The sequence below is a fragment of the Ochrobactrum vermis genome (genome assembly GCF_002975205.1).
Classification (GTDB): domain Bacteria; phylum Pseudomonadota; class Alphaproteobacteria; order Rhizobiales; family Rhizobiaceae; genus Brucella; species Brucella vermis.
On sequence record NZ_PCOC01000002.1, the window covers coordinates 1,368,191 to 1,388,848 of the forward strand.

Consider the following 20,658-nt stretch of genomic DNA (forward strand, 5'->3'; position numbering starts at 1 on the left):
GGTCTCGTCCTTCAGAACTGATAGCGGCGCATGCGGCGCTGGATGCCGAACAGATAGAGCGACACGCCTGCCAGAATGATGAGGAACATCACGGCGGCGATGGTTGCGCCCATGGACGGATTGCCAAGCTGGAGCTGGAAGCCGAAGAAGGTGCGATAAAGGAACGTGCCCAGAATATCCGTCGACTTGTCTGGCCCTGCCAGCGCCCCCTGCATCGAGTAAACGAGGTCGAATGCGTTGAAGTTGGCAACGAAGGTCATCACCGAGATCAGACCGATGGACGGCAGGATCAGCGGAAGCTTGATCTTGAAGAACTGGCTCCAGCCGGTAATGCCGTCGCATTCGGCAGCTTCGACGATTTCATCGGGAATGTTCAGCAGCGCTGCATAGATCAGCATCATCGGAATGCCGACGAACTGCCAGACCGAGACAAGCGACACGGTGACAAGCGCCGTATCCGCCTTGCCGAGCCATGGGCCGAACAGCCATTTCAGGCCGACGAGGTCCATCATCCACGGCGCGACACCCCAGATTGGCGACAGGATCAGCTTCCAGATAAAGCCGACGATAACGAAGGACAACAGCGTCGGAAGGAAGATCGCCGTACGATAGAATGCAGCAAAACGCAGCTTCGGCAGGGACAGCATGGCTGCCAGCAGAATGCCAATCGGGTTTTGAACAAGCATATGAATACAAAAGAATATAACGTTGTTTTTCAACGCATTCCAGAAATCACGCGACCAGTTCGGATCGCCGAAAAGTACCTGAAAATTCGCGAACCCCACAAACGTGCGCTGTCCGTCGACGACATTGAAGAATGCCTGCCGCAATGTCTCGATCAGTGGCAGCACCATTACTGCCGTGTAGATGAGGACGCAAGGCAGAAGGAACACAAGTATATGCCAACGCCTTGGGCGCTTGTGCACGATACCTGTCATGTCGGCAGATTGGCTCATATAGGCATTCGCTCTTCAAGAGCATTTCCAGCAAAGGCGTGAACCGTTTGCGTTCGGAAATGCGTAAAACCAATTGTTAGCGTCTCGCTTACGAGACTGCGTGCAAACCGGGAAATCCTGTTTCCCGTCCCTGCCCGCTCGCGTCGTTTTTCAAAACTGACACGGAATGCATCGATTGCAAAACAGCATGTCTATGCGACAGACAAAAAGATATGGGCGGCGCGCCCCCGCGATCGCCGCCCATATTGTCCCGCGTTTTTACTTCGCAGGCTTGTACCAGCTGTCCAGACCTTCCTGGAGCTTCTTCGCAGCATCTTCCGGTGTCACAGTGCCGTTGATGACGTTGGCCGACTGAACCCAGGTTTCATTTTCGAGGTTCGGCGTGCCACGCGAAAGGATCTGGTAGGTCGAGCGAATGGTCGGCTTGCACTTTTCACGCCAGGAAACGAATTCCTGCGCCAGCGGATCGCTCATCTTCACCGCCGTCGAATTCAGGCTGAAGAAGCCCGGCAGCGCATTGGCGTAGATTTCCGCAAATTCCGGCGAAGAGACCCAGTTGAGGAACACCTTGGCCTGTTCGGCGTTCTTGCTGGAAGCATTGAGGCCGAGACCGATATCGTTGTGGTCGGAGATATAGCAGGTGTCGCCTGCAGTCTTAACCGGTGGCGGGAAAGCGCCCATCTTGAACTGGGCCTGTGTGTTGAACAGGCCGATTTCCCATGAACCTGCCGGATAAATGGCAGCACGACCAAGCGTGAAGAGATTCTGGCTGTCCGGATAGGTCTGCGCTTCGAAACCGTCGCCCAGATAATCCTTCCACTTGGCAAGAACCTTGAACGGCTCGACCCATGGCTCGTCGGTCAGCTTCTGCTCGCCAGCGATCAGCGCCTTGCGGCCTTCTTCGCCCTTCCAGTAGGTCGGTCCGATATTCTGGTAGCCCATGGTCGCGGCTTCCCACATATCCTTCGTGCCCATGGCCATCGGAATATAGGTGCCGTCAGCCTTGATCTTCTCAAGCACTTCGAAGAACTCGGCTTCCGTTGCCGGCGCCTTCAGTCCAAGCTTGTCAAAGGCTTCCTGATTGTAGATGAAGCCATGAATGACCGAAGCCATCGGTACGCAGAAGGTCTTCGAACCGTCGTCGGTAGACCATGCGGACTTGGCGACATCCGAGAAGTTCTTCATGCCTTCGAGATCGGTAAGATCGGAGAGCTTGCCCTTGTTGAACAGCTCGAGCGAGGTGTCGAACGGACGGCAGGAAATCAGATCGCCGCCCGAACCAGCATCGAGCTTGGCGTTGAGAGCCGCATTATATTCAGTCGGCGCGCTTGGCGCGAAATTGATCTTGATGCCAGGATTCTTGGCTTCAAAAGCCGGAATGATCTTTTCCTGCCAGATCTGCAGATCGTCGTTACGCCAGCTTTCGACCGTCAGCGTGACGTCTTCGGCGAGCGCAGCCGATCCCGACGCCAGAAGCGTGGAACCCAGCAACATGAGTTTCAACGTATTACGAACCATTTGACCTTCTCCCGTTTTTTTAGCGCGGATGCGCAAAAGAGGCGAAAGTACGCCAGACCACTTCGGTAGGATCACTCCTCGCGTTACGGGAAAAGTACCGGCCCCCGCCGGTGATCTCCATCCCAAATCCGCGTGATCCTCGCCCTCAGCGGCATTGCGCTCCCCTTCTGCTGAAATTAATGCCAAAAACGTACCAATTGTCCAGAGAAGTTTACGACTTTCGTGCAGAAAAATTGAAACCGGTCGTTTTTCTCAAATTTTATCAACGAATTAATCAATTTTTTCACAAGGCAACAAATCTGCTTGGTTAATGGTATTTTTTTGGTATCTTCAGGCCGGAGGTATCTTCATGACTGAATTCTTCATTGGCGTTGATGGCGGCGGCACAGGATGCCGCGCTGTAGTGGCGGGTAGCGATGGTGCGATTCTGGGTTCAGGGCGCAGTGGCTCTGCCAATATTGTCACCGATCCTCAGACGTCGCTCACCAATGTGATCGCGGCGATCGACAACGCTTTTGACGATGCCGGGCTGGGCAAGGCGCATTATGCAACCAGTCACGCAGTTCTCGGTTTGGCTGGCGGCAATGTGGAAGGTGCTGGCGTTCCGATAGAACGCGGCCTGCCCTTTGCGCACTCCAATGTGGAATTCGACGGTGTGATCGCCTTGCAGGGCGCACTGGGCGATCAGGACGGGATCGTCGCCATTCTTGGCACGGGTACGGCCTATATCACGCGCCAGAACGGTCGTATTCATTCGGTCGGCGGATGGGGGTTTCCTTTGAGCGATCTCGGCAGCGGCGCACGGCTTGGCCAAAGCCTGCTGCAAGAGAGCCTGCTCGTCCACGACGGCATTCATCCGCGCACGCGCCTGACGACCGACCTTCTGAACGAGTTCGACAATAATCCGGACAATCTTGTCGAGTTTGCTTGGACTGCGAAACCTGGTGATTTCGGCAAATATGCTCCGCGGATTTTCCAATATGCCACCGAAGGCGATGAAACAGCCCGCATGCTGCTGGAGCGTTCTGCAGGCTATGTCAGCGAAACGCTCGACGTGCTGATCAAACAGGGCGCGGAACGCATCAGCCTGCTTGGCGGCATGGCGCCGCTTTATGTGGATTGGCTGCCACCTCACCAGCAGAAACTTCTGGTCAAGCCTGCGGCTGATGCCTTGACCGGTGCCCTTCAGCTCGCCCTCAAACGATATGGCCCGCAAAATGGAAAGGCGCGCGAATGAGCGGAAATTTCAGCGCTTTTCTGCCCAAGAACTTGCAGGGCTCCGCCCCCTCTTCCGGTGGCCCGCTCTATATGCAATTGCGCCAGTCGCTGGAAACTGCGATTCGCGCAGGACAATTGGTTGACGGGGAAGCCCTGCCGCCGGAACGTGATATCGCGGAATATGCCAGTATCAGCCGTGTCACGGTGCGCAAGGCCGTGGACGATCTGGTCAAGGCCGGACTTCTTGTGCGTCGCCACGGTTCAGGCACGTTCGTCGTCCGTCCGAGTGAGCGCGTGCAGCAATCGCTCTCCATGCTGACCTCGTTTACCGAAGACATGGCGCGCCGCGGCATCACCACGCAATCCAGATGGCTGGAACGCGGCCTTTATTACCCTTCGCCTGAAGAGATGATGAAGCTGGGTGTTTCCTCGGAAACCCGCGTTGCCCGTCTCGGGCGACTACGTATAGCGAGCGACCTGCCGCTGGCCATTGAACGCGCCAGCCTTTCAAGTGAAATTCTGCCGGATCCGGACGCGGTGAAGGGCTCGCTTTATGCCGAACTCAGCCGCACCGGGTTTCGTCCTGTTCGTGCCGTCCAGCGTATAGCTGCCTGCAACATCAAGGACCCCGACGCGCGCATTCTCGGTGTCAAGGAGGGCGATGCAGGGCTGTCCATCGAGCGGATTTCCTATCTGCCGTCCGGTCGCGTGGTTGAATTCACAAAGTCGCTCTATCGCGGCGACGCCTATGATTTCGTAGCGGAGCTGACGATACCCCAGCCCTGACAAGGACCACGAATGAAAACGGCCCGTTTGCGGGCCGTTTCTTTTGTATCAGTTTAATGGTGTTTCGTGCCTTCACGAGCCAGTTCCGCAGTTGGATCGGCTGCAAGACGCTTGCGCGCCCGGTCGTCCATCAGCTCGTACCACATGGCGTTGAGCACGGCGAAAGCAGCAGCAAGCGGAAGTCCCAGCAACCAGGAAAAATACCACATTTTGCTTTCCTTTCTGATTAGTAAGCGTGATTGCTGTCGTCTTCGATCATGTCCTTGTCGACCTTGCCCCACAAGACCTTGTAGACCCAGGACGTGTAAAGGACGATCAGCGGCAGGAAGATGAGCGACACAACCAGCATGATGAACAGCGTCATATGGCTGGACGACGAATCCCATACCGTCAGGCTTGAACGAGGATCGATCGACGATGGCAGTAAGAACGGAAACATCGACACGCCGACCGACGAAATGATGCCGAAGATCGACAGTTTTCCGAACAGCAGCGGTGCCAGTTCACGGCGACTACGCAGTGCGATGAAGACTGCGAGTGCTCCCAGAATGCCAAGCGCCGGAGCGATCAGCAGGATTGGATAGTTCATATAGTTGGCAAACCATGCACCGTGATCCAGTTCGACGGTCTTGCGCAGCGGATTTGACGGTCCACCGGTCAGTATGGGGCTCGTAATCCGGTAGCCCGAAATCCACAGCCAGCTAACGACACCTGCCAGCACATAGAGCACGACTGTCAGAAGCGACGCGATACTGCCATAGGACCGGGCGCGTGCCTGAATGTCCCCGCTCGTCTTCAGTACCAGCCACGAAGCGCCATGCATGCAGAGCATCGTCACCGAAAGCACCCCGCAAAGCAGTGCAAACGGATTGAGGAGACCGAAGAACGAGCCTTCGTAGAAAATCTGAAAGTCATCGGCGATACGGAAGGGAATGCCTTGCAAGACATTGCCGACGGCAACGCCGAAGATGAGGGCAGGCACGAAACCGCCGATGAACAGCGCCCAGTCCCAGCCTCTCCTCCAGGCCTCACTCTCACGCTTGGAACGATATTTGAAACCGACCGGACGCAGGATGAGTGCGAACAGTATGGCAAACATCGCCAGATAAAAGCCCGAGAAGGATACCGCATAGAGCTGTGGCCAGGCGGCGAAAATGGCGCCACCGCCGAGAATGAGCCAGACCTGATTGCCTTCCCATACCGGGCCGATCGTGTTGATGATGATACGTCGCTCGACATCGGTTTTGCCAATGACTGGCATGAGGATGTCGACACCGAGATCGAACCCGTCCATCGCGGCAAAGGCGATCAGCAATACGCCGAGCAGCACCCACCAGATGAGACGCAGGGTTTCATAGTCCAACAAATCGCTGAGTATCATGATCCTTACTCCGCAGGTGCGATGCTTGCCGGGGCGAGTATTGCTTCCGGCTTGCTGTCAGGTTCAGGTCCAGCCTTGATGGCGCGGATCATCAGGCCCATCTCGATGATGAAGAGAACCGTATAGAGCGCGACGAAACCAAGTATGGTCAGCAATACGGTAGACGCACCGAGATTGGAGACCCCGACCGCTGTCGGCAATATGCCTTCGATGACCCAGGGCTGGCGACCGAACTCCGCGACGATCCAGCCCATTTCGGCTGCAATCCATGGCAGCGGTATCGCAAATACGGCAACACGCAACAAGAACGGGTAACGGTCGAGTTTACGACGCGCAGACAGCACGAAGAATGTGCCCGTCAGCAGGATCAGGAAGAAGCCGATGCCGACCATGATGCGGAAGGCCCAGAACAGAGGCAGGACGCCAGGAACGGTATCGTTCGCTGCCTGCGTGATCTGTGCGTCGGTTGCCTGACGCGGATCGTCGACATAACGTTTCAGCAGAAGCGCGTAGCCCATCCACTGGCTGTTGTCGGCAAAGACGTCCTTGACCTCCTGCGGAACAGCGTTCGTATCGCCAGCCGCGCGGATTTTCTGCAAGGCGTCATAAGCGACGATACCGTTGCGGATATGGTTTTCAGCACTTTCAACAAGATCGTTGATGCCCTGAATAGGGGTTGTGAGAGACCGTGTACCGATCAGGCCCATGACCCATGGAATATGTACTGCGAAATGGGTTTCACGCGCTGCCTGGTCCGGGAAGCCGAATACGGTGAACGAAGCCGGAGCTGGTTCTGTTTCCCACATGGCTTCGATAGCAGCGATCTTCATCTTCTGGTGTTCATTGGCCAGATAACCGCTTTCATCACCAAGGACGACCACGGAAAGCGTTGCGGCCAGACCGAAGGATGCCGCGATAGTCATCGAGCGCTTGGCGAGCTCCACCGAACGGCCCTTGAGCAGATACCAAGCCGAAACACCGAGGACGAACACCGACGCTGTGACATAACCGGCGGAAACCGTATGCACGAACTTGGCCTGTGCGACCGGGTTCATCAGCACCGCGAAGAAATCGGTGATTTCCATACGCATGGTTTCAGGGTTGAACGCTGATCCGACTGGGTTCTGCATCCAGCCATTGGCGATCAGAATCCACAGCGCCGAGAAATTGGAACCCGCCGCGACCGCGTAGGTCGCCATGAGGTGCCCAACTTTCGACAGGCGATCCCAGCCGAAAAAGAACAGACCTACAAAGGTTGCTTCAAGGAAGAACGCCATGAGGCCTTCAATGGCGAGCGGTGCGCCGAAGATATCGCCGACATAATGGCTGTAATAGCTCCAGTTCATGCCGAACTGGAATTCCATCACGATCCCTGTTGCGACGCCCATGACAAAGTTGATGCCAAACAGCGTACCCCAAAATTTCGTCATCTGCCGCCAGATGAGTCGCCCCGTCATAACGTAAACGGTTTCCATGATGGCAAGCAGCACGGAAAGACCCAAGGTCAGAGGTACGAAGAGGAAGTGATAAAGTGCCGTGATTGCAAACTGCAATCGCGACAGGGAGACAATATCGAGTTCCATCTCTTTAAGCCGGTAACCCGGCCCTCCTGGTGTTATGAACTGCGCTTCAACGCAGCCCCCTTTTGAACGCGGCGACTTCCTGGAAACCGTACTCCGCTTCAATTTCAAATATCGGTCCAGATATGGACATGGACTTCAAATCACTCTCCATGTCCGCGGGCTCACCTCATGGTCTCGAGGATTTCGCCAAAGCGCGGCGAACTCCTGTCTATGGACTCAACTAGAGCGCCCTGATTTAAAACAATGATCCGTTCGCAAATTTGCGCTTCACGGCGGATATGCGTGGCGATCAGCAATGTGCGTGAACCCGTCTTGACCTTGAGACGTTCAAGAACATCCTGCGCCGTCGCGGCATCCAGACCCTCGGTCGGTTCATCCAGCAGCCAGAGCGGAACATCGGTCAGGAAAAGGCGTGCAAGGGCCAGACGGCGTGCCTGTCCGCCCGACAGCCCCAGACCACCCTCGCCCAACATTGAACCCAGTCCGGCAGGCAATTCGCCAATAAACGAGCCTAGGCCTGCTGCTTGCAATGCATCCATCAGTTCCTGATCTTTTGCATCAATATGCGCCAGCCGGAGATTGTCGCGAAGACTGTCCTGAAAAAGCTCTGTTCGCTGCGTGAGAAGACGTGCTGGCAGAACAGCCACACTGCCTTCGTCTGCCGGAATTTCTCCGGCAAGCAGATTGAACAGGGTCGACTTGCCAGCGCCGCTGGTTCCGACGACGGCAACTCTCTCGCCCGCTGCAATATCGAGGTCGATGTTTTTCAAGGCATCGTGATCGGCGCCATCGTGGCGAACGGACACGTTTTTCAGTTGGATTGCGGCGCCATTCTCCGGTCTTTGCAGCGGCGTCAGCTCGGCACTGTCCTTCAGTTGGGGCGCAACGCGCTTGGCGGCGAGTATCGTGCGCCCGAGCTCCATAGCACCACGCCGCAATGCCGAAAAAGGCTCCATCGCACCAAGAATGATAAGCATTCCGAGCGCTGCAACAGGCGCGCCGATCATGCCCGTTTTCATTAAAGTTCCAACGGCGACGAGACCGCCTGCAAGGAGTGCCGCGTGAACGATGCCGAATCCGACACCGGTAACGATCTCGATGCGGTTCAGCTTACGATCCGATGCGGCGACATAGCCATCCGCGCGGGCGATTGCCAGCTGCTGGTTTTCGAGGCGTCCCGCCATAAGAAGTTCGGTTTGCCCGGCAACCAGATCGACGGTGCGGGCACGCAGCGCTTCCGTACCTTTTGCGCGCTGCCGCATGGATTTTTCAGAACGTCTAGCCGCAGCCAGTGGAATGCCAAGCCCTGCGACAAGCAGGACAAAGGCCACCAGTAGTCCGAAAAGCGGGCTCATCAAGCCGAGAGCGATGCCGGCCACAAGCGCGGTGGCAAGCGCGGCACCGACAGGCACCACCACGCGCAGATAAAGAGAGTCGAGCGCATCAATATCTGCGGTCAGGCGAAACAGCAGACGCGCCGGGCGTTTCAGAAGTGTATTTGCAGCGGTGGCGCGCGCCCAGCTACGGAACAGCTTTTCACGGAGTGCGGCAAGTATCGCAAGCGTTGCATCATGGGTGACGAGCCGTTCTAGATAACGCGAGCCGGTGCGCAGGATAGCAAGCAGACGAATACCGGCGGCAGGCGCGAACACATCGAACACAACCGCCGTAGCCATGCTCAAGCCTGCGATTGCCGTTGCCGTTATGAACCAGCCGGACAGGCCGAGCAGTGCAATACCGGCAAGAACGGTTACGGTTGCTGTCGCGATACCGGCAAGCAGTGCTGTTCCCTTGGTCCGGAAAAAGAGGCGCAGGATCGGCTGCAGTGACTGGAAACCGTTCATTCTGCTGCCCTCTTCTGCCAGACTGGATCGTTATCGGCGCTGCCATCCAGACGGACGATGCGATCCATCCTACGGGCAAGGGTTTCGTCATGGGTTGCAACGATCAGAGTCTTGCCTTTGGCGAGCTTGAGGAGACTATCGGCAATGATCGTTGCCGTTTCCTGGTCAAGATGAGCAGTGGGTTCATCGGCCAGAATGATATCAGCACCCGGATCGACAGCCGCGCGGGAAAGCGCCAGCCGCAGGGCCTCGCCTCCCGAAATTCCGGCCCCATTCTCGCCAATCAGGCTGTTGTCGGTGACACCCAGAACATGGCCGAGCGCCATGTCATCGATGATGGCTTTTGTGGCTTCCACTCCGGCTTGCCGACCAAGCGTGACGTTCTGCCGGGCCGAACCGGCGAAGATATGTGGCTTCTGACCGATCCAGCTCATCCTCGCGCGAAGCGCGGCTGCTGTGTCATCGGTCAGCCCGACATCTCCGATTTCGATCTGGCCAGTTTGTGGGGCCGTCAGCCCGGCAATAAGCGCCAGAACAGTCGATTTGCCGTATCCGCTTGGAGCCAGTAGCGCTACATGTTCGCCCGCCTGGATATTGAGGTTGAAGTCGCTGAGAACCTTGGCTCCGGTCCCATAACCAAAGTCGATATCGCAAAGAGCAACTGTAGGCGCCCTGCCAATTGCGGTTTGACTTTCACTCTTCCCGACGACCGGCATGGGATGTTCAGCCAGTTTTTCGAGGGCATCGATTGAGGCTTCGCCTGCCGAACGGTCGTGCCAGACGGCTGAAAGATCGCGCAACGGTTCAAAGAATGCGGGAGACAGAAGCAGGACGAAAAGCCCCTCCGCCAATGTCAGCTGGTGGCCCCATGCTCCGAAGTTGAGCTGTCCCAGCAGATGGAAGCCGATATAGACAGCAACCATGGCAACGCCGATGGCCGCAAAAAGCTCAAGCACTGCTGAAGATAGAAAGGCGATGCGCAGGACAGACATCGTCTTTGAACGCAAGGTTTCGGCATTGTCGCGCAACCGCTTCGCAGTCGCGTCCACGGCATGAAATGTGCGGATGGTTGCAAGGCCACGCAGACGGTCGAGCAGAAAGCCGTTCATGCCACCAAGGGCGGTCAGCTGCTTTTCGCTGGCAGCCTTTGCGCGCCAGCCGATCAGCGCCATGAAGATCGGTATCAGCGGCGCTGCAACCATCAGGACAAGCGCGGCAGCCCAGGAATACCAGAGAACCACCGCAAGTATTGCCATCGGCACCAGCATCAGGCGAATGCGCACCGGCACGAAACGGGAAAGATAGGGAACGACCATTTCCGCCTGTTCGGCGAGAATGCTTGCGGCCTCGCCGGATGACGGACGTGTCACATCGAGCGGCGAACGTTGCGCAAGCGCCGAAACAGCGTCGGTTCGAAGTCGCGAAAGTTCCTGTCGGGCAGCGTCGAAAGCTTTTGCCGCGCCTGCACCGTCAAGGAGGCTGCGCAGGCATCCGAGAATGAAAATGCCTGCCGCGCTGTAATAGATAGAGTCATCAAAGCCGGTATCAGCCAGCCGTCCGATGGCATAAGCGAGAATGCCCGCTTGCGGTAGCCAGAGAAGTGCGGCTAGTGCCTGAAAATATGCCCCCCGCGTCAGCAAGGACGGAACAGGACGACGTTGCGAGCGACGCGACTTTTGTTGGTCGCCTGCCGCTTCGCCGTCTTCTGCCGTCACTGTTTCCGTTCGGGGGACAACGGATGTCACTCTCGCTTAGGCTCCTTTTTGGCCGATGCTCGCCCACGCCCAAGCGCCACGATCCTGTCCGTGGTTTCAAGGAAGCGGGTCACCTTGGCGCCAAGCGCCAGAAGACTGGTCAAACGGTCGGTATCGAGCCGCTTGACGTCGTCGTACCAGTTGGTCAGCCTTTCGATCAGGCCGTACATGTCCTTCATGCGATCCTGCGCATAAAGATCGCTATCGCCTTCCGGCTGTTCCATCAGGATTTCACGCAGAACGGTAAGCGTGGGATCAATCTCGCGCTTCTTGCGTTCTTCAGCGAGCGTACGCAGAATCTGCCACACATCGTCGGGCGTCGTGAAGAAATCGCGACGATCACCGGGAATGTGCTTCAGCAGTACCAGATTCCAGCCCTGCAACTCGCGAATACCCATGGACACGTTCGAACGCGACACACCGAGAGCATCGACGATCTGGTCGGCGCATAGAGGCTCAGGCGATATATAAAGCAGCGCATATATCTGCCCCACGGTGCGGTTGATGCCCCAACGGCTGCCCATTTCTCCGAAGTGGAGTACGAACGACTGAACGATTGGCGACAATTCCAAAATTCTCTCTCCCGTAAATTCTGAATTTTCAGAAATTACTGAAATTCAGATAATTCAATTGGCCTCATCCTTCAATCCGCATGTCCCTGGCGAAAGCCCGAATGGACAATTGGCCGCAGCCCTTGGGCACTCCTCCAAATGCCCGAAAACAAGACAGGCCGCCGCTTCCACTCCGCAGTCGGTGGGCAGTCAGGCAAGGGATTCGGCAAATGGCAGATAATGTTTCCAGTCGGCAGGATAGCCGGTCTTGAAGCGAACTCCAAAACAGGTCTCCGGGCAGACCGGACGCGACAGCCACCGCTTTCATCACGGAGCGGCGAATTTCCCCATTTGGTGCGACGGAAAACGTAAGTTTTCCGCCCTCTCCGCACCCTCAAACATGACACCTACAGACCTATAGCGGGTCGGAAGATGAAGGCAGCTCCTTGCTGTCCTGCGTTCTGTCGCGATGGATCACGGCGCGGCTGAGCAGCATGAGCGTTACCGGCGTCGTGACAACCACAAAGACGGTAATGAGCACTTCATGCAGAATCGGCTTCGATTGCAAGATGGAGAAAAATATGATCGACGCGATCAAGATTCCTCCGGCCCCGAATGAAGAGCCAAGCGTGGGGGCATGAACACGTTCGTAAAAGCTTTTGAAGCGAACCAGTCCGATGCATCCGACAAGTGTCAGGAACGCACCGGCGACCAGAAAGAATGAAATGACGACAGCGGCCCATACGGGAAGTTCACTAGCGTTGATCATTCGATCACCTCTCCGCGCATGAGGAACTTCGAAAGCGCAACAGTGGCGACGAAACCGAGAAGAGCGATAATCAGCGCGGCTTCGAAATAGATGATGCTGCCCGTGCGTATGCCGAACGTGATCAGGAGCAGGAGCGCGTTAAGATAAAGCGCATCGGTCGCGAGAATACGATCCTGCGCGCGCGGGCCGATCACAAGCCTGTAGACCGCGCAACCCATGGCGCCGAGAAGCATCAGTTGAGCGGCAAGCAGGGACCAGAAGATGATGACTGCGCTCATGCGGATTTCTCCTCTTCCACGATGTCTGCGGCGCCGAATATCTTGATAAGCGGCTGCTCGTACCTTCCCTTGATCGTATCGCGCCACGCCTGCGCGTCATCCAGATCGAGCACATGGATAGTCAGTTCACGTCTGGCGGCGTTATAATCCACCCAGGCCGTACCCGGAGTCGCAGTGATTATGCAGGCGAGGACAGCCAGCGCAGTCCGGTTCTCTAGATCAAGCTGAATAACGACGAAGCCCGGACGGCGCTTGCGTTTGCGCGACAAAATAATGCTCGCAACCGTGATGTTCGATTGCAGGATGTCATAGCTCATGGCTCCAAACAGCCAGAGCATCGTCGGGAGCGAACGGATATGGTTCTTCTGCGGCTGCAAGGCGGTCATGACCAGACATGCAATCAGCGCAATAATTGCCCCAAGCAGAAGCTGCGCCCGTGTGAAGCCGTTCAAAAGCAACCAGAACAGAAGCAGCGAGACGAAAAGAAGTGGGTAAGGCAGGATTTTCTTCACTGTGCCTCCTCCGTTTCGGGGCCCGCGCGCGGCGCGTTGAGTACGCTGCTGATATAGGACGCCGGATTGTGCAGTGCGCGTGCGGTTTCATCCATATATCGCATCGCCGGACCGGCTGCGATCGTCAGGGCCAGACAGATCGCCAGAAGGCCTGCAATCGGCACGACTTCGCGCACCAGAACGCGTGGCACATTGCCCTCGAGCGAAGCCCAAAATGTGCGAATGCCGGTACGTGTCATCGCGATCAGCGCTGAAAGACCGGACAGCAGAAGAAGCACGACCAACGCCCAGCTTGCCGGGCTGACAGGCATTGCGAGCTGCGGCGTCGTACCGTCGCCGTTGAAAACGGCGGCGAGGATCAGGAACTTGGCAATGAAACCCGAGAATGGCGGCAGGCCGATCAGCAATATTGCGCAAATGGCGAAACATGTGCCGAGGACGGCGAGAGTCGCAGGCAGCACAGTCCCGATTTCGTCCTCGTCTTCTTCCTCCTCATCGTCACCATAGGCTTCCATGGTAACGGCAAGAACGTTGGCAGCCGCGTCCTGGCCGCGCTCGATCAGTTCGATCAGCAGGAAAAACGCTGCGATGGTGAGTGTTGAACTGACCATATAGAACAGCGCGGCGCCGGTCATGGCCGTGTTCCCGCTGCCGATTGCAGCCAGCAACGTACCGGAGGACACGAGGATGCTGTAACTGGCGAGCCGTCCCATTGCCTGCGACGCAACGACACCGATCAAACCGAAGGCAAGCGTGACCATTCCACCAAAATAGAGCCAGTCATTACCGAAGCCATAGGAGGAACCGGCACCGATACCGAACATCAGCGGCGACAGGCGCAGAAGGACGTAAATACCGACCTTGCTCATGATGGCGAAAACAGCCGCCACCGGTGCTGCCGCTGCCGTATAGGTCGGCGCGAGCCAGAAATTGAGCGGCCACATACCTGCCTTCACAAGGAATGCGACGCCAAGAACGGCCGCGCCCGCTTCAAGCAACATACGGTCCTCGGGTGCTACCTGCGGAATCCTCTGTGCAAGGTCGGCCATGTTCAATGTGCCGGTCACACCATAGATCAGGCTGACGCCGATCAAAAACAGCGACGATGCAACCAGATTGACGGCAATATAATGCATGCCGGCCTTTACGCGCGCCGGACCGGAGCCATGCAGCGCCAGGCCGTAGGAGGCCGCCAGCATAACTTCGAAGAAGACGAAGAGGTTGAACAGATCGCCGGTCAGAAAAGCGCCGTTCAGCCCCATCAGCAAAAGCTGGAAAATCGTATGAAAATGCGGACTGGCCTTGTGCCAGTGGGCAAGCGCAAAGCTGAGAGAAGCCATGCCGAGCACGCTGGTCAGAACAAGCATAAGGGCAGCCAGACGATCCAGAACCAGCACGATGCCGAATGGCGCAGGCCAGTTGCCGATCAGGTAAACCAGAGCGTCAGGCGCTTTTTCGCTCGCCATGCCCGCAAGCGTGATGGCAATCGCGATCAGCGCCAGCGTCGAGACGGAGTTGATGGCCATCTTGAGCTTGCGCTTGCGTTCATCGAACAGCAGCAGGATTGCTGCCGTGACGAGCGGCAGGACAATCGGAGCGACGATGAGGTGCATTTTCCAGTCCAACATCAGTTCTCCTTGCCGTCTACGTGGTCCGTACGCGTCAACCCGCGCGAGGCGAGCAGCACGACAAGGAAAAGTGCGGTCATTGCGAAGCCGATGACGATGGCAGTCAGAACGAGCGCCTGCGGCACCGGATCGGTATATTGCGCGGCCTGAACCTCAACGCCGCTATCAAGTACCGGAGCCGCATTCGTGCGCAGACGCCCCATCGAAAAGATGAAGAGATTGACTGCGTAGGAAACCAATGAAAGGCCGATTGCCACCTGGAAGGTACGTGGGCGAAGAATGAGCCACACGCCGGATGCCATCAATACGCCGATTGCCAGAGCAAGAACGAGTTCCATCAGTTCTCCTCCTTCGTTGCGGCGAGCTTCTCAACACGGTGTTTACGGAGCGATTGGTGCGCCAGAGCGATCAACACCAGCACGGTAGCGCCGACCACGAGGGTGAAGACGCCGAGATCGAACAACAGTGCACTTGCCGTCGGCATTTTCCCGATAAACGGTATTTCCGTATACTGGAAAAAGGTGGTGAGAAACGGATAGCCGAAGAACCACGAACCCGCCCCCGTCGCGGCTGCAAACAGCAGTCCGAGTCCGATCCAGCGCAATGGCAGAATACGCAAGCGGTCTTCGACCACGCGCGCGCCCGACGCCAGATATTGCAGCAGGAATGCAATTGCGAGCGTGATACCTGCCGCGAACCCGCCGCCCGGCAGATCATGACCGCGCAGGAACAAATGCACTGCCAGCACGATGATGACCGGGAAAAGCCATTGCATGATGACCGAGGGTACGGCCAGATAATCGGCCAGTGTTTCGCCCGCCTTGCGATCAGGTGCGGCCTCGTCATAGGCATCCTGAATCTTCTGCTGTGCGGTCGAACCCGTCGTATCGGATGCAGGACGGAAACGACGCAGGAGCGCGAAGACCGTCAGACCCACAATGCCGAGAACGGCGATTTCGCCAAAAGTATCGAAAGCGCGGAAATCGACCAGAATGACGTTCACGACATTCTTGCCGCCGCCGCCCGAATAGGCGTTTTCGAGGAAATAGTCGCCGATGCTGCTGGGCGATATGCGCGTCATCACGGCATAGGCAATGACGGCCACCCCTGCCCCACTGCCGATTGCGAGCAGCAAGTCGCGGTAGCGGCGGATACGTGGGCCGATTTGCACCGGAATCGGATCGGGATCTTCCCAGCGCTTGGGCAGCCAGCGAAGCCCGAGAAGCAGCAGAACGGTGGTGACGATCTCGACCAGCAACTGCGTCACGGCGAGGTCGGGCGCGGACAGCCAGACGAAGGTGATGCAGGTGATAAGCCCCGCACCGCCGAGAAGGATCAGTGCCGCCAGTCGGTGATACTTGGCCTGATAGGCCGCACCGATGGCACAGGCCCCACCAAGGATCCAAAGTCCCGCAAAAATGGGATCGACCGGCTGTGCGCCGAGCGAGCCCGCCTGCAGCCCCGATGATAAAATCGGCCACGCAGCGGCAAAGATGGCCACCGCAACGACGATACGAAGCTGTGGTTGCAGGCGACGGGTACTGAGAAAGGCTTCTGCCTTACGCGCCCAGTTCCATGACAACGTCACCAGAACACGCTCGAAAATGCGCTGTCCCTGCAAGTGCCGGAAGAATGGCGGGCCATCTTCACTGGTTGCAAGATAGTTCTTCAGCATCCAGTGCAGAAGAATGCCGCCGATCATGGCAACGATACTCATCATCAGCGGCAGGTTGAAGCCGTGCCAGACCGAGAGACTATATTCAGGCGTGGCTGTGCCCAGCACCGACTGAACAGCCGAATGCAGGAACGGCCCGATGGAGAGACCCGGAATAATACCGATCAACAGGCAAAGCAGAACCAGAAGCTCGATAGGACGGCGCATCCAGTGCGGCGGCTCGTGCGGCTCATGCGGCAGGTCATGCGGCGGAGGCCCGAAAAATGTCGAATAGATGAAGCGCACCGAATAGGCGACCGTGAAGATACCGGCAATCGTGGCCACGTAAGGTGTGATTGTATCGAGCCACGACGCCATATGCGTTTCTACCGCTTCGGCAAAGAACATTTCCTTGGAAATGAAGCCGTTGAGCAACGGCACGCCCGCCATGGCCGCACTCGCCACCATGGCAAGCGTTGCCGTATAGGGCATGGGACGCAACAGGCCGCTCAGCTTGCGCATGTCACGTGTGCCGGTCTCGTGGTCGATGATACCCGCAGCCATGAACAGCGATGCCTTGAAAATCGCATGGTTGACCATGTGGAAGATCGCGGCAACGGCAGCAAGCGGACTACCAAGGCTAAGCAGAACGGTAATCAGGCCAAGGTTGCTGATCGTCGAATAGGCGAGCAGTCCTTTGAGGTCCTGCTGGAAAACAGCAAAGAAGCTGGCGATCAGGAGCGTTATCAGACCGGCCGAACCGACGATCCAGAACCACTCTTCGGTACCGCTGAGAACCGGCCACAGACGGGCCAACAGGAAGACGCCTGCTTTAACCATGGTTGCCGAATGCAGGTAGGCCGATACCGGCGTCGGTGCTGCCATGGCATTCGGAAGCCAGAAATGGAACGGAAACTGCGCACTCTTCGTGAAAGCACCGAGCAGGATCAGAATGAGCGCCACGCTGTAAAGCGGATGTGTTCGAACGATGTTGCCCGCCGCCAGAACCTTGTCGAGATCGTAGCTTCCGACGATATGGCCGAGGATCAGAACGCCTGCCAGCAGACAGAACCCACCTATGCCGGTCACCGTCAACGCCATGCGCGCGCCATCGCGGGCACTGGCATTATGATACCAATACCCGATCAACAGGAACGAGAAGATGCTGGTCAGTTCCCAGAACACGGCGAGCAATATCAGATTGCCTGACAGAACCACGCCGAGCATCGATCCCATGAAGGACAGAAGGAACGAGAAGAACCTCGGGACGGGATCTTCGGGCGACATGTAATAACGCGCATAAATGACGACCAGCAGGCCGATGCCCGTGATGAGCATCGCGAAAAGCCAGGCAAAGCCGTCCATGCGAAAGGTGACATTGAGGCCGTAGGCTGGAAGCCATTCTACGGTGCCGCGAAGCACCTTGCCGTCTGATACGATGGGATAAAGGCTGGCGGTAACGATAAAGGCAACGAGCGCAATCGCTGCCGTAAACCAGGCCGAACCACTACGATCCGCCCCCCTGAATAATCCGGTTATGGCGCTGCCGAGAAAGGGTAGAAGGACAAGCAGGAAAAGCATTCTGCCGTCCATCGTCATGCGCCACAGGCCTCCTAGCCGAAATCAAGGTTGATCCGAAGCAGGCACCGCTCAAGAAAACAGCAACAGAATCGCTCCGGCAAGTTGTAGAGAGGAATCATATATTCCGATGGCTTTATTATGACCGGCCACGGAACATTATGGCAATAGCTTTCAATGGCTTATCGCGTAAATTTGAATCATTTTATCGTTCCTTACGCCGGAAAATCTATAATTTATCGACTGCTTCGAAGTGCGATACCTAGCTGCCGGTGATATTGACCCGAAAATCTTTCAGCCAGATGACACACATCTTATCTTGAGGTGTACCGCAAACATGGTTCTAACCGTCGAGCAAAATTGCCGACAGTCGTTGGGCTTGAACGCGAATATCCGGCACCGCAGTAACTTCCCAGAATGCGCCTTTCGTAACCGGTCCAATGGCGAAAAAGGGGCCTGAAGGCTCTCCTCGCGCATTGAGAACCTGCAGATCACGCGTGACATCGAAACCGAGATCCAGTGCATCCGGTCGTGCCAGCCCATGCTCCAAAAGGCCGGTCAACGCGGCGTTGCGGGTCGTCGAAAATCGAGGATTACCGCCGCGACAATCGATAACGGTTGCTACATGCAATTTTTCGACCTGTTCGCTACGTCGCGGGCGATAGCGGATTTCCATCCCTTCGCCTTCATCGCGCACCGAAACCAGATGACCTGCCGAAACTTTAAGCTGCCCACTGTTCACGGCAGCTTCAATGCGATCGGCAACTGCGGGTGCCATGCGGTGCCGATGCACATCCCACCATGGACGCAGGTGGCGAAGGAAACTGCGGCGCTGCGATATAGGCAATCCTGCCCAGATGTGCTGCGTATGCGGGCGCAGACCATCCATCACACCGCGCCAGCCGGACCCGGCTTTTTCCGCTTTAATCGCCATGGTGCGCACGCGCTGCATGAGCTGCGACAGGCCCAGCGATACGGGCAGATCGTCTGCCTCTATCGAATAGGCTTGTGTCGGAGAATGACGCGCGGGCAGAAGTCCGCGCCGCGAAATCGCGTTTATTTCAGCACTGTGGCCATTATCAAGCAGCGACAATACGCTATCGATCATCGACAAGCCTGTGCCGAATATCGCGATCGGAGCATCTGTAGGCACATCAAAATAGCCGTTGCTCGACCAGTATTCCGTAACGTGCTTGCCGGATTTTGCGATGGCAGCTTCGTTACCCGTAGCAAGAATGACTGCATCGGCAGCGAAGGCTTCTCCGGTTTCGGTGACAACGGTCGGCCTGCCGTCCTTCAGCGCTACATCGACGATGCCGATTTTCTCAATCATCAGACGCGGGTCACCTTCGCAAAGGTAAGGTGCGACCAGATTCTCCAGATAAGAGCGGTATAATTTGCGCGGTGCAAAACTATGAGGCTCCCACGGGTGGCCACGAGCGGCAACGCCGCCCGACTGCAACCAGTTCAGGAAGTGATCCGGCTGATCGGGAAATGCACTCATATTGCTGGCGCGGACATTGAGAAGATGGCTCGGATTTTCCGTCGCGTAGGCAATCCCTGCCCCAATTTGGCCCGAGCGCTCGAAAATTCTCACGGTTGAACCAGGCGAACGGCGAAGTAACTGTGCGGCCAGAATGATGCCACTTGCGCCTGCGCCGATGATGATAAATGACTTCAAACTATCGTGACCTCGTCCCGTTTCACGACAACGACACGAAAAGCGTGCCGTCAGATTATCGTTTTAAATCCCACTGTTTTAGTTAGATTCCAATAAACGAGCTCTCTTGTAAACCCCATAAAACCGGGATGCTCCCAGTGTCGGGGGCATCTTTTGGCGCCTGTTCATCTGGAGTGGATGATCGAAAAGTAAACAGTGAAATGCGGCGAACCACAGATCGTTGACAGTGTGTTTCAGAAACATGGGCTGGCTTCCGAAGTCCGAATAACAATATTTCTCTCAACATCATTCATGAGGCTGCCTTGAAAATCCCAAGCCAGACAGCCCCCCGCTAGACCGCTGAAACACAGGACAGAGCAATGAACAATTCCCTGCTGAATTCCATCAAGAAGCGCCGCACGCAGTATGCGCTGGGTAAGTCCCTTCCGCTTTCGAACGAAGACACCGCCGAGCTGATCCGTGAAGCGGTCAAGCATACGCCCTCTTCGTTCAACTCGCAGAGCTCTCGCGCTGTGATCCTGTTTGACGCCGAGAGCGACAAGCTGTGGAACATCACGAAGGAAGCGCTTCGCCAGATCGTCCCTGCCGACGCTTTTGCGCAGACGGAAGCCAAGATCGACAGCTTCGCCGCCGGTGCCGGTACAGTTCTGTTCTTTGAAGATCAGAACGTTGTTAAGGGTCTTCAGGAGAACTTTCCGCTTTACGCTGATAATTTCCCGATCTGGTCCGAACAGTCGGGTGGCATGGCGCAGCATTCGGTCTGGAGCGCGCTTGCCGATGCAGGCATCGGCGCCAGCCTTCAGCATTACAACCCGCTGATCGATCAGGAAGTCGCCAAGGCCTGGGATATTCCATCGTCCTGGAAACTTCGCGCACAAATGCCGTTCGGCTCGAACGAACAGCCTTTTGCTGAAAAAACTTTCATGAACGACAACGACCGCTTCAAAGTGTTCGCTTAATCGCGTGA

General features: G+C 56.7%; 18 protein-coding genes. 3 read left to right on the top strand and 15 right to left on the bottom strand.

What is annotated here, in order from left to right:
* Positions 1-11: 11 nt before the first annotated feature.
* Entirely contained in the window at positions 12-956 is a 945-nt protein-coding gene (locus CQZ93_RS20715) for a carbohydrate ABC transporter permease (RefSeq protein ID WP_105544432.1), read from the bottom strand.
* 258 nt (positions 957-1,214) lie between these two features.
* Positions 1,215-2,474 carry an ABC transporter substrate-binding protein gene (locus tag CQZ93_RS20720; RefSeq protein ID WP_105544433.1) on the bottom strand — a complete coding sequence of 420 codons (1,260 nt, stop codon included), beginning with the start codon at positions 2,472-2,474 and terminating at the stop codon, positions 1,215-1,217.
* A 349-nt stretch (positions 2,475-2,823) separates the two neighbouring features.
* Between CQZ93_RS20720 and CQZ93_RS20725 the strand changes: the two genes are divergently transcribed.
* Positions 2,824-3,711 (top strand): glucosamine kinase nucleotide-binding domain-containing protein, encoded by an 888-nt coding sequence (locus CQZ93_RS20725; RefSeq protein ID WP_105545244.1) that lies wholly within the window; start codon positions 2,824-2,826, stop codon positions 3,709-3,711.
* Entirely contained in the window at positions 3,708-4,478 is a 771-nt protein-coding gene (locus tag CQZ93_RS20730; protein ID WP_105544434.1) for a GntR family transcriptional regulator, read from the top strand. The genes CQZ93_RS20725 and CQZ93_RS20730 overlap by 4 nt, the downstream gene beginning before the upstream one ends.
* A 53-nt stretch (positions 4,479-4,531) precedes the next feature.
* On the opposite strand, the gene cydX is transcribed toward CQZ93_RS20730, so the two are convergent.
* The 13 genes from cydX to CQZ93_RS20795 all read right to left on the bottom strand — a co-directional run bounded on the left by cydX (position 4,532) and on the right by CQZ93_RS20795 (position 19,691).
* Positions 4,532-4,687 carry a cytochrome bd-I oxidase subunit CydX gene (gene cydX, locus CQZ93_RS20735; RefSeq protein WP_105544435.1) on the bottom strand — a complete coding sequence of 52 codons (156 nt, stop codon included), beginning with the start codon at positions 4,685-4,687 and terminating at the stop codon, positions 4,532-4,534.
* A 17-nt stretch (positions 4,688-4,704) separates the two neighbouring features.
* A complete protein-coding gene (gene cydB / locus CQZ93_RS20740) occupies positions 4,705-5,859 on the bottom strand; it encodes a cytochrome d ubiquinol oxidase subunit II (RefSeq protein WP_105544436.1) in 1,155 nt (384 codons plus the stop codon).
* 5 nt (positions 5,860-5,864) lie between these two features.
* Entirely contained in the window at positions 5,865-7,442 is a 1,578-nt protein-coding gene (locus tag CQZ93_RS20745; RefSeq protein ID WP_105544437.1) for a cytochrome ubiquinol oxidase subunit I, read from the bottom strand.
* 161 nt (positions 7,443-7,603) lie between these two features.
* Positions 7,604-9,286, bottom strand: coding sequence for a thiol reductant ABC exporter subunit CydC (gene cydC, locus CQZ93_RS20750; protein WP_105544438.1), 1,683 nt, complete (start codon positions 9,284-9,286; stop codon positions 7,604-7,606).
* Positions 9,283-11,031 (bottom strand): thiol reductant ABC exporter subunit CydD, encoded by a 1,749-nt coding sequence (cydD, locus tag CQZ93_RS20755; protein ID WP_105544439.1) that lies wholly within the window; start codon positions 11,029-11,031, stop codon positions 9,283-9,285. Before cydD ends, cydC begins: the two co-directional genes overlap by 4 nt.
* On the bottom strand, positions 11,028-11,612 hold the full coding sequence (locus CQZ93_RS20760; protein WP_174977381.1) for a GbsR/MarR family transcriptional regulator: 585 nt from the start codon (positions 11,610-11,612) through the stop codon (positions 11,028-11,030). Before CQZ93_RS20760 ends, cydD begins: the two co-directional genes overlap by 4 nt.
* Positions 11,613-12,006: 394 nt before the next feature.
* The gene (gene mnhG / locus CQZ93_RS20765; RefSeq protein ID WP_105544441.1) at positions 12,007-12,360 is read right to left on the bottom strand and encodes a monovalent cation/H(+) antiporter subunit G; all 354 of its coding nucleotides are present in this window, start codon (positions 12,358-12,360) and stop codon (positions 12,007-12,009) included.
* Positions 12,357-12,638, bottom strand: coding sequence for a K+/H+ antiporter subunit F (locus tag CQZ93_RS20770; protein ID WP_105544442.1), 282 nt, complete (start codon positions 12,636-12,638; stop codon positions 12,357-12,359). The genes mnhG and CQZ93_RS20770 overlap by 4 nt, the downstream gene beginning before the upstream one ends.
* Positions 12,635-13,150, bottom strand: a complete 516-nt coding sequence (locus CQZ93_RS20775) for a Na+/H+ antiporter subunit E (RefSeq protein ID WP_105544443.1) — start codon at positions 13,148-13,150, stop codon at positions 12,635-12,637. The genes CQZ93_RS20770 and CQZ93_RS20775 overlap by 4 nt, the downstream gene beginning before the upstream one ends.
* A complete protein-coding gene (locus CQZ93_RS20780) occupies positions 13,147-14,775 on the bottom strand; it encodes a monovalent cation/H+ antiporter subunit D (RefSeq protein ID WP_105545245.1) in 1,629 nt (542 codons plus the stop codon). Before CQZ93_RS20780 ends, CQZ93_RS20775 begins: the two co-directional genes overlap by 4 nt.
* A 2-nt stretch (positions 14,776-14,777) precedes the next feature.
* The gene (locus CQZ93_RS20785) at positions 14,778-15,116 is read right to left on the bottom strand and encodes a Na+/H+ antiporter subunit C (RefSeq protein ID WP_105544444.1); all 339 of its coding nucleotides are present in this window, start codon (positions 15,114-15,116) and stop codon (positions 14,778-14,780) included.
* The gene (locus CQZ93_RS20790) at positions 15,116-18,031 is read right to left on the bottom strand and encodes a monovalent cation/H+ antiporter subunit A (RefSeq protein WP_105544445.1); all 2,916 of its coding nucleotides are present in this window, start codon (positions 18,029-18,031) and stop codon (positions 15,116-15,118) included. The genes CQZ93_RS20785 and CQZ93_RS20790 overlap by 1 nt, the downstream gene beginning before the upstream one ends.
* Before the next feature lie 322 nt (positions 18,032-18,353).
* A complete protein-coding gene (locus CQZ93_RS20795) occupies positions 18,354-19,691 on the bottom strand; it encodes an FAD/NAD(P)-binding protein (protein WP_105544446.1) in 1,338 nt (445 codons plus the stop codon).
* Between the two features lie 359 nt (positions 19,692-20,050).
* On the opposite strand from CQZ93_RS20795, the gene CQZ93_RS20800 reads away from it, so the two are divergent.
* On the top strand, positions 20,051-20,650 hold the full coding sequence (locus CQZ93_RS20800) for a nitroreductase family protein (protein WP_105544447.1): 600 nt from the start codon (positions 20,051-20,053) through the stop codon (positions 20,648-20,650).
* Positions 20,651-20,658 lie beyond the last annotated feature (8 nt).

Bases quoted from the DNA above. Each gene is read 5' to 3' on its own strand.
- cydX (WP_105544435.1), bottom strand. From the start codon at position 4,687: ATGTGGTATTTTTCCTGGTTGCTGGGACTTCCGCTTGCTGCTGCTTTC.
- CQZ93_RS20730 (WP_105544434.1), top strand. From the start codon at position 3,708: ATGAGCGGAAATTTCAGCGCTTTTCTGCCCAAGAACTTGCAGGGCTCC.
- CQZ93_RS20770 (WP_105544442.1), bottom strand. From the start codon at position 12,638: ATGAGCGCAGTCATCATCTTCTGGTCCCTGCTTGCCGCTCAACTGATG.
- CQZ93_RS20720 (WP_105544433.1), bottom strand. From the start codon at position 2,474: ATGGTTCGTAATACGTTGAAACTCATGTTGCTGGGTTCCACGCTTCTG.
- CQZ93_RS20715 (WP_105544432.1), bottom strand. From the start codon at position 956: ATGAGCCAATCTGCCGACATGACAGGTATCGTGCACAAGCGCCCAAGG.
- CQZ93_RS20785 (WP_105544444.1), bottom strand. From the start codon at position 15,116: ATGGAACTCGTTCTTGCTCTGGCAATCGGCGTATTGATGGCATCCGGC.
- CQZ93_RS20800 (WP_105544447.1), top strand. From the start codon at position 20,051: ATGAACAATTCCCTGCTGAATTCCATCAAGAAGCGCCGCACGCAGTAT.
- CQZ93_RS20790 (WP_105544445.1), bottom strand. From the start codon at position 18,031: ATGACGATGGACGGCAGAATGCTTTTCCTGCTTGTCCTTCTACCCTTT.
- mnhG (WP_105544441.1), bottom strand. From the start codon at position 12,360: ATGATCAACGCTAGTGAACTTCCCGTATGGGCCGCTGTCGTCATTTCA.
- CQZ93_RS20725 (WP_105545244.1), top strand. From the start codon at position 2,824: ATGACTGAATTCTTCATTGGCGTTGATGGCGGCGGCACAGGATGCCGC.
- cydB (WP_105544436.1), bottom strand. From the start codon at position 5,859: ATGATACTCAGCGATTTGTTGGACTATGAAACCCTGCGTCTCATCTGG.
- cydC (WP_105544438.1), bottom strand. From the start codon at position 9,286: ATGAACGGTTTCCAGTCACTGCAGCCGATCCTGCGCCTCTTTTTCCGG.
- CQZ93_RS20745 (WP_105544437.1), bottom strand. From the start codon at position 7,442: ATGGAACTCGATATTGTCTCCCTGTCGCGATTGCAGTTTGCAATCACG.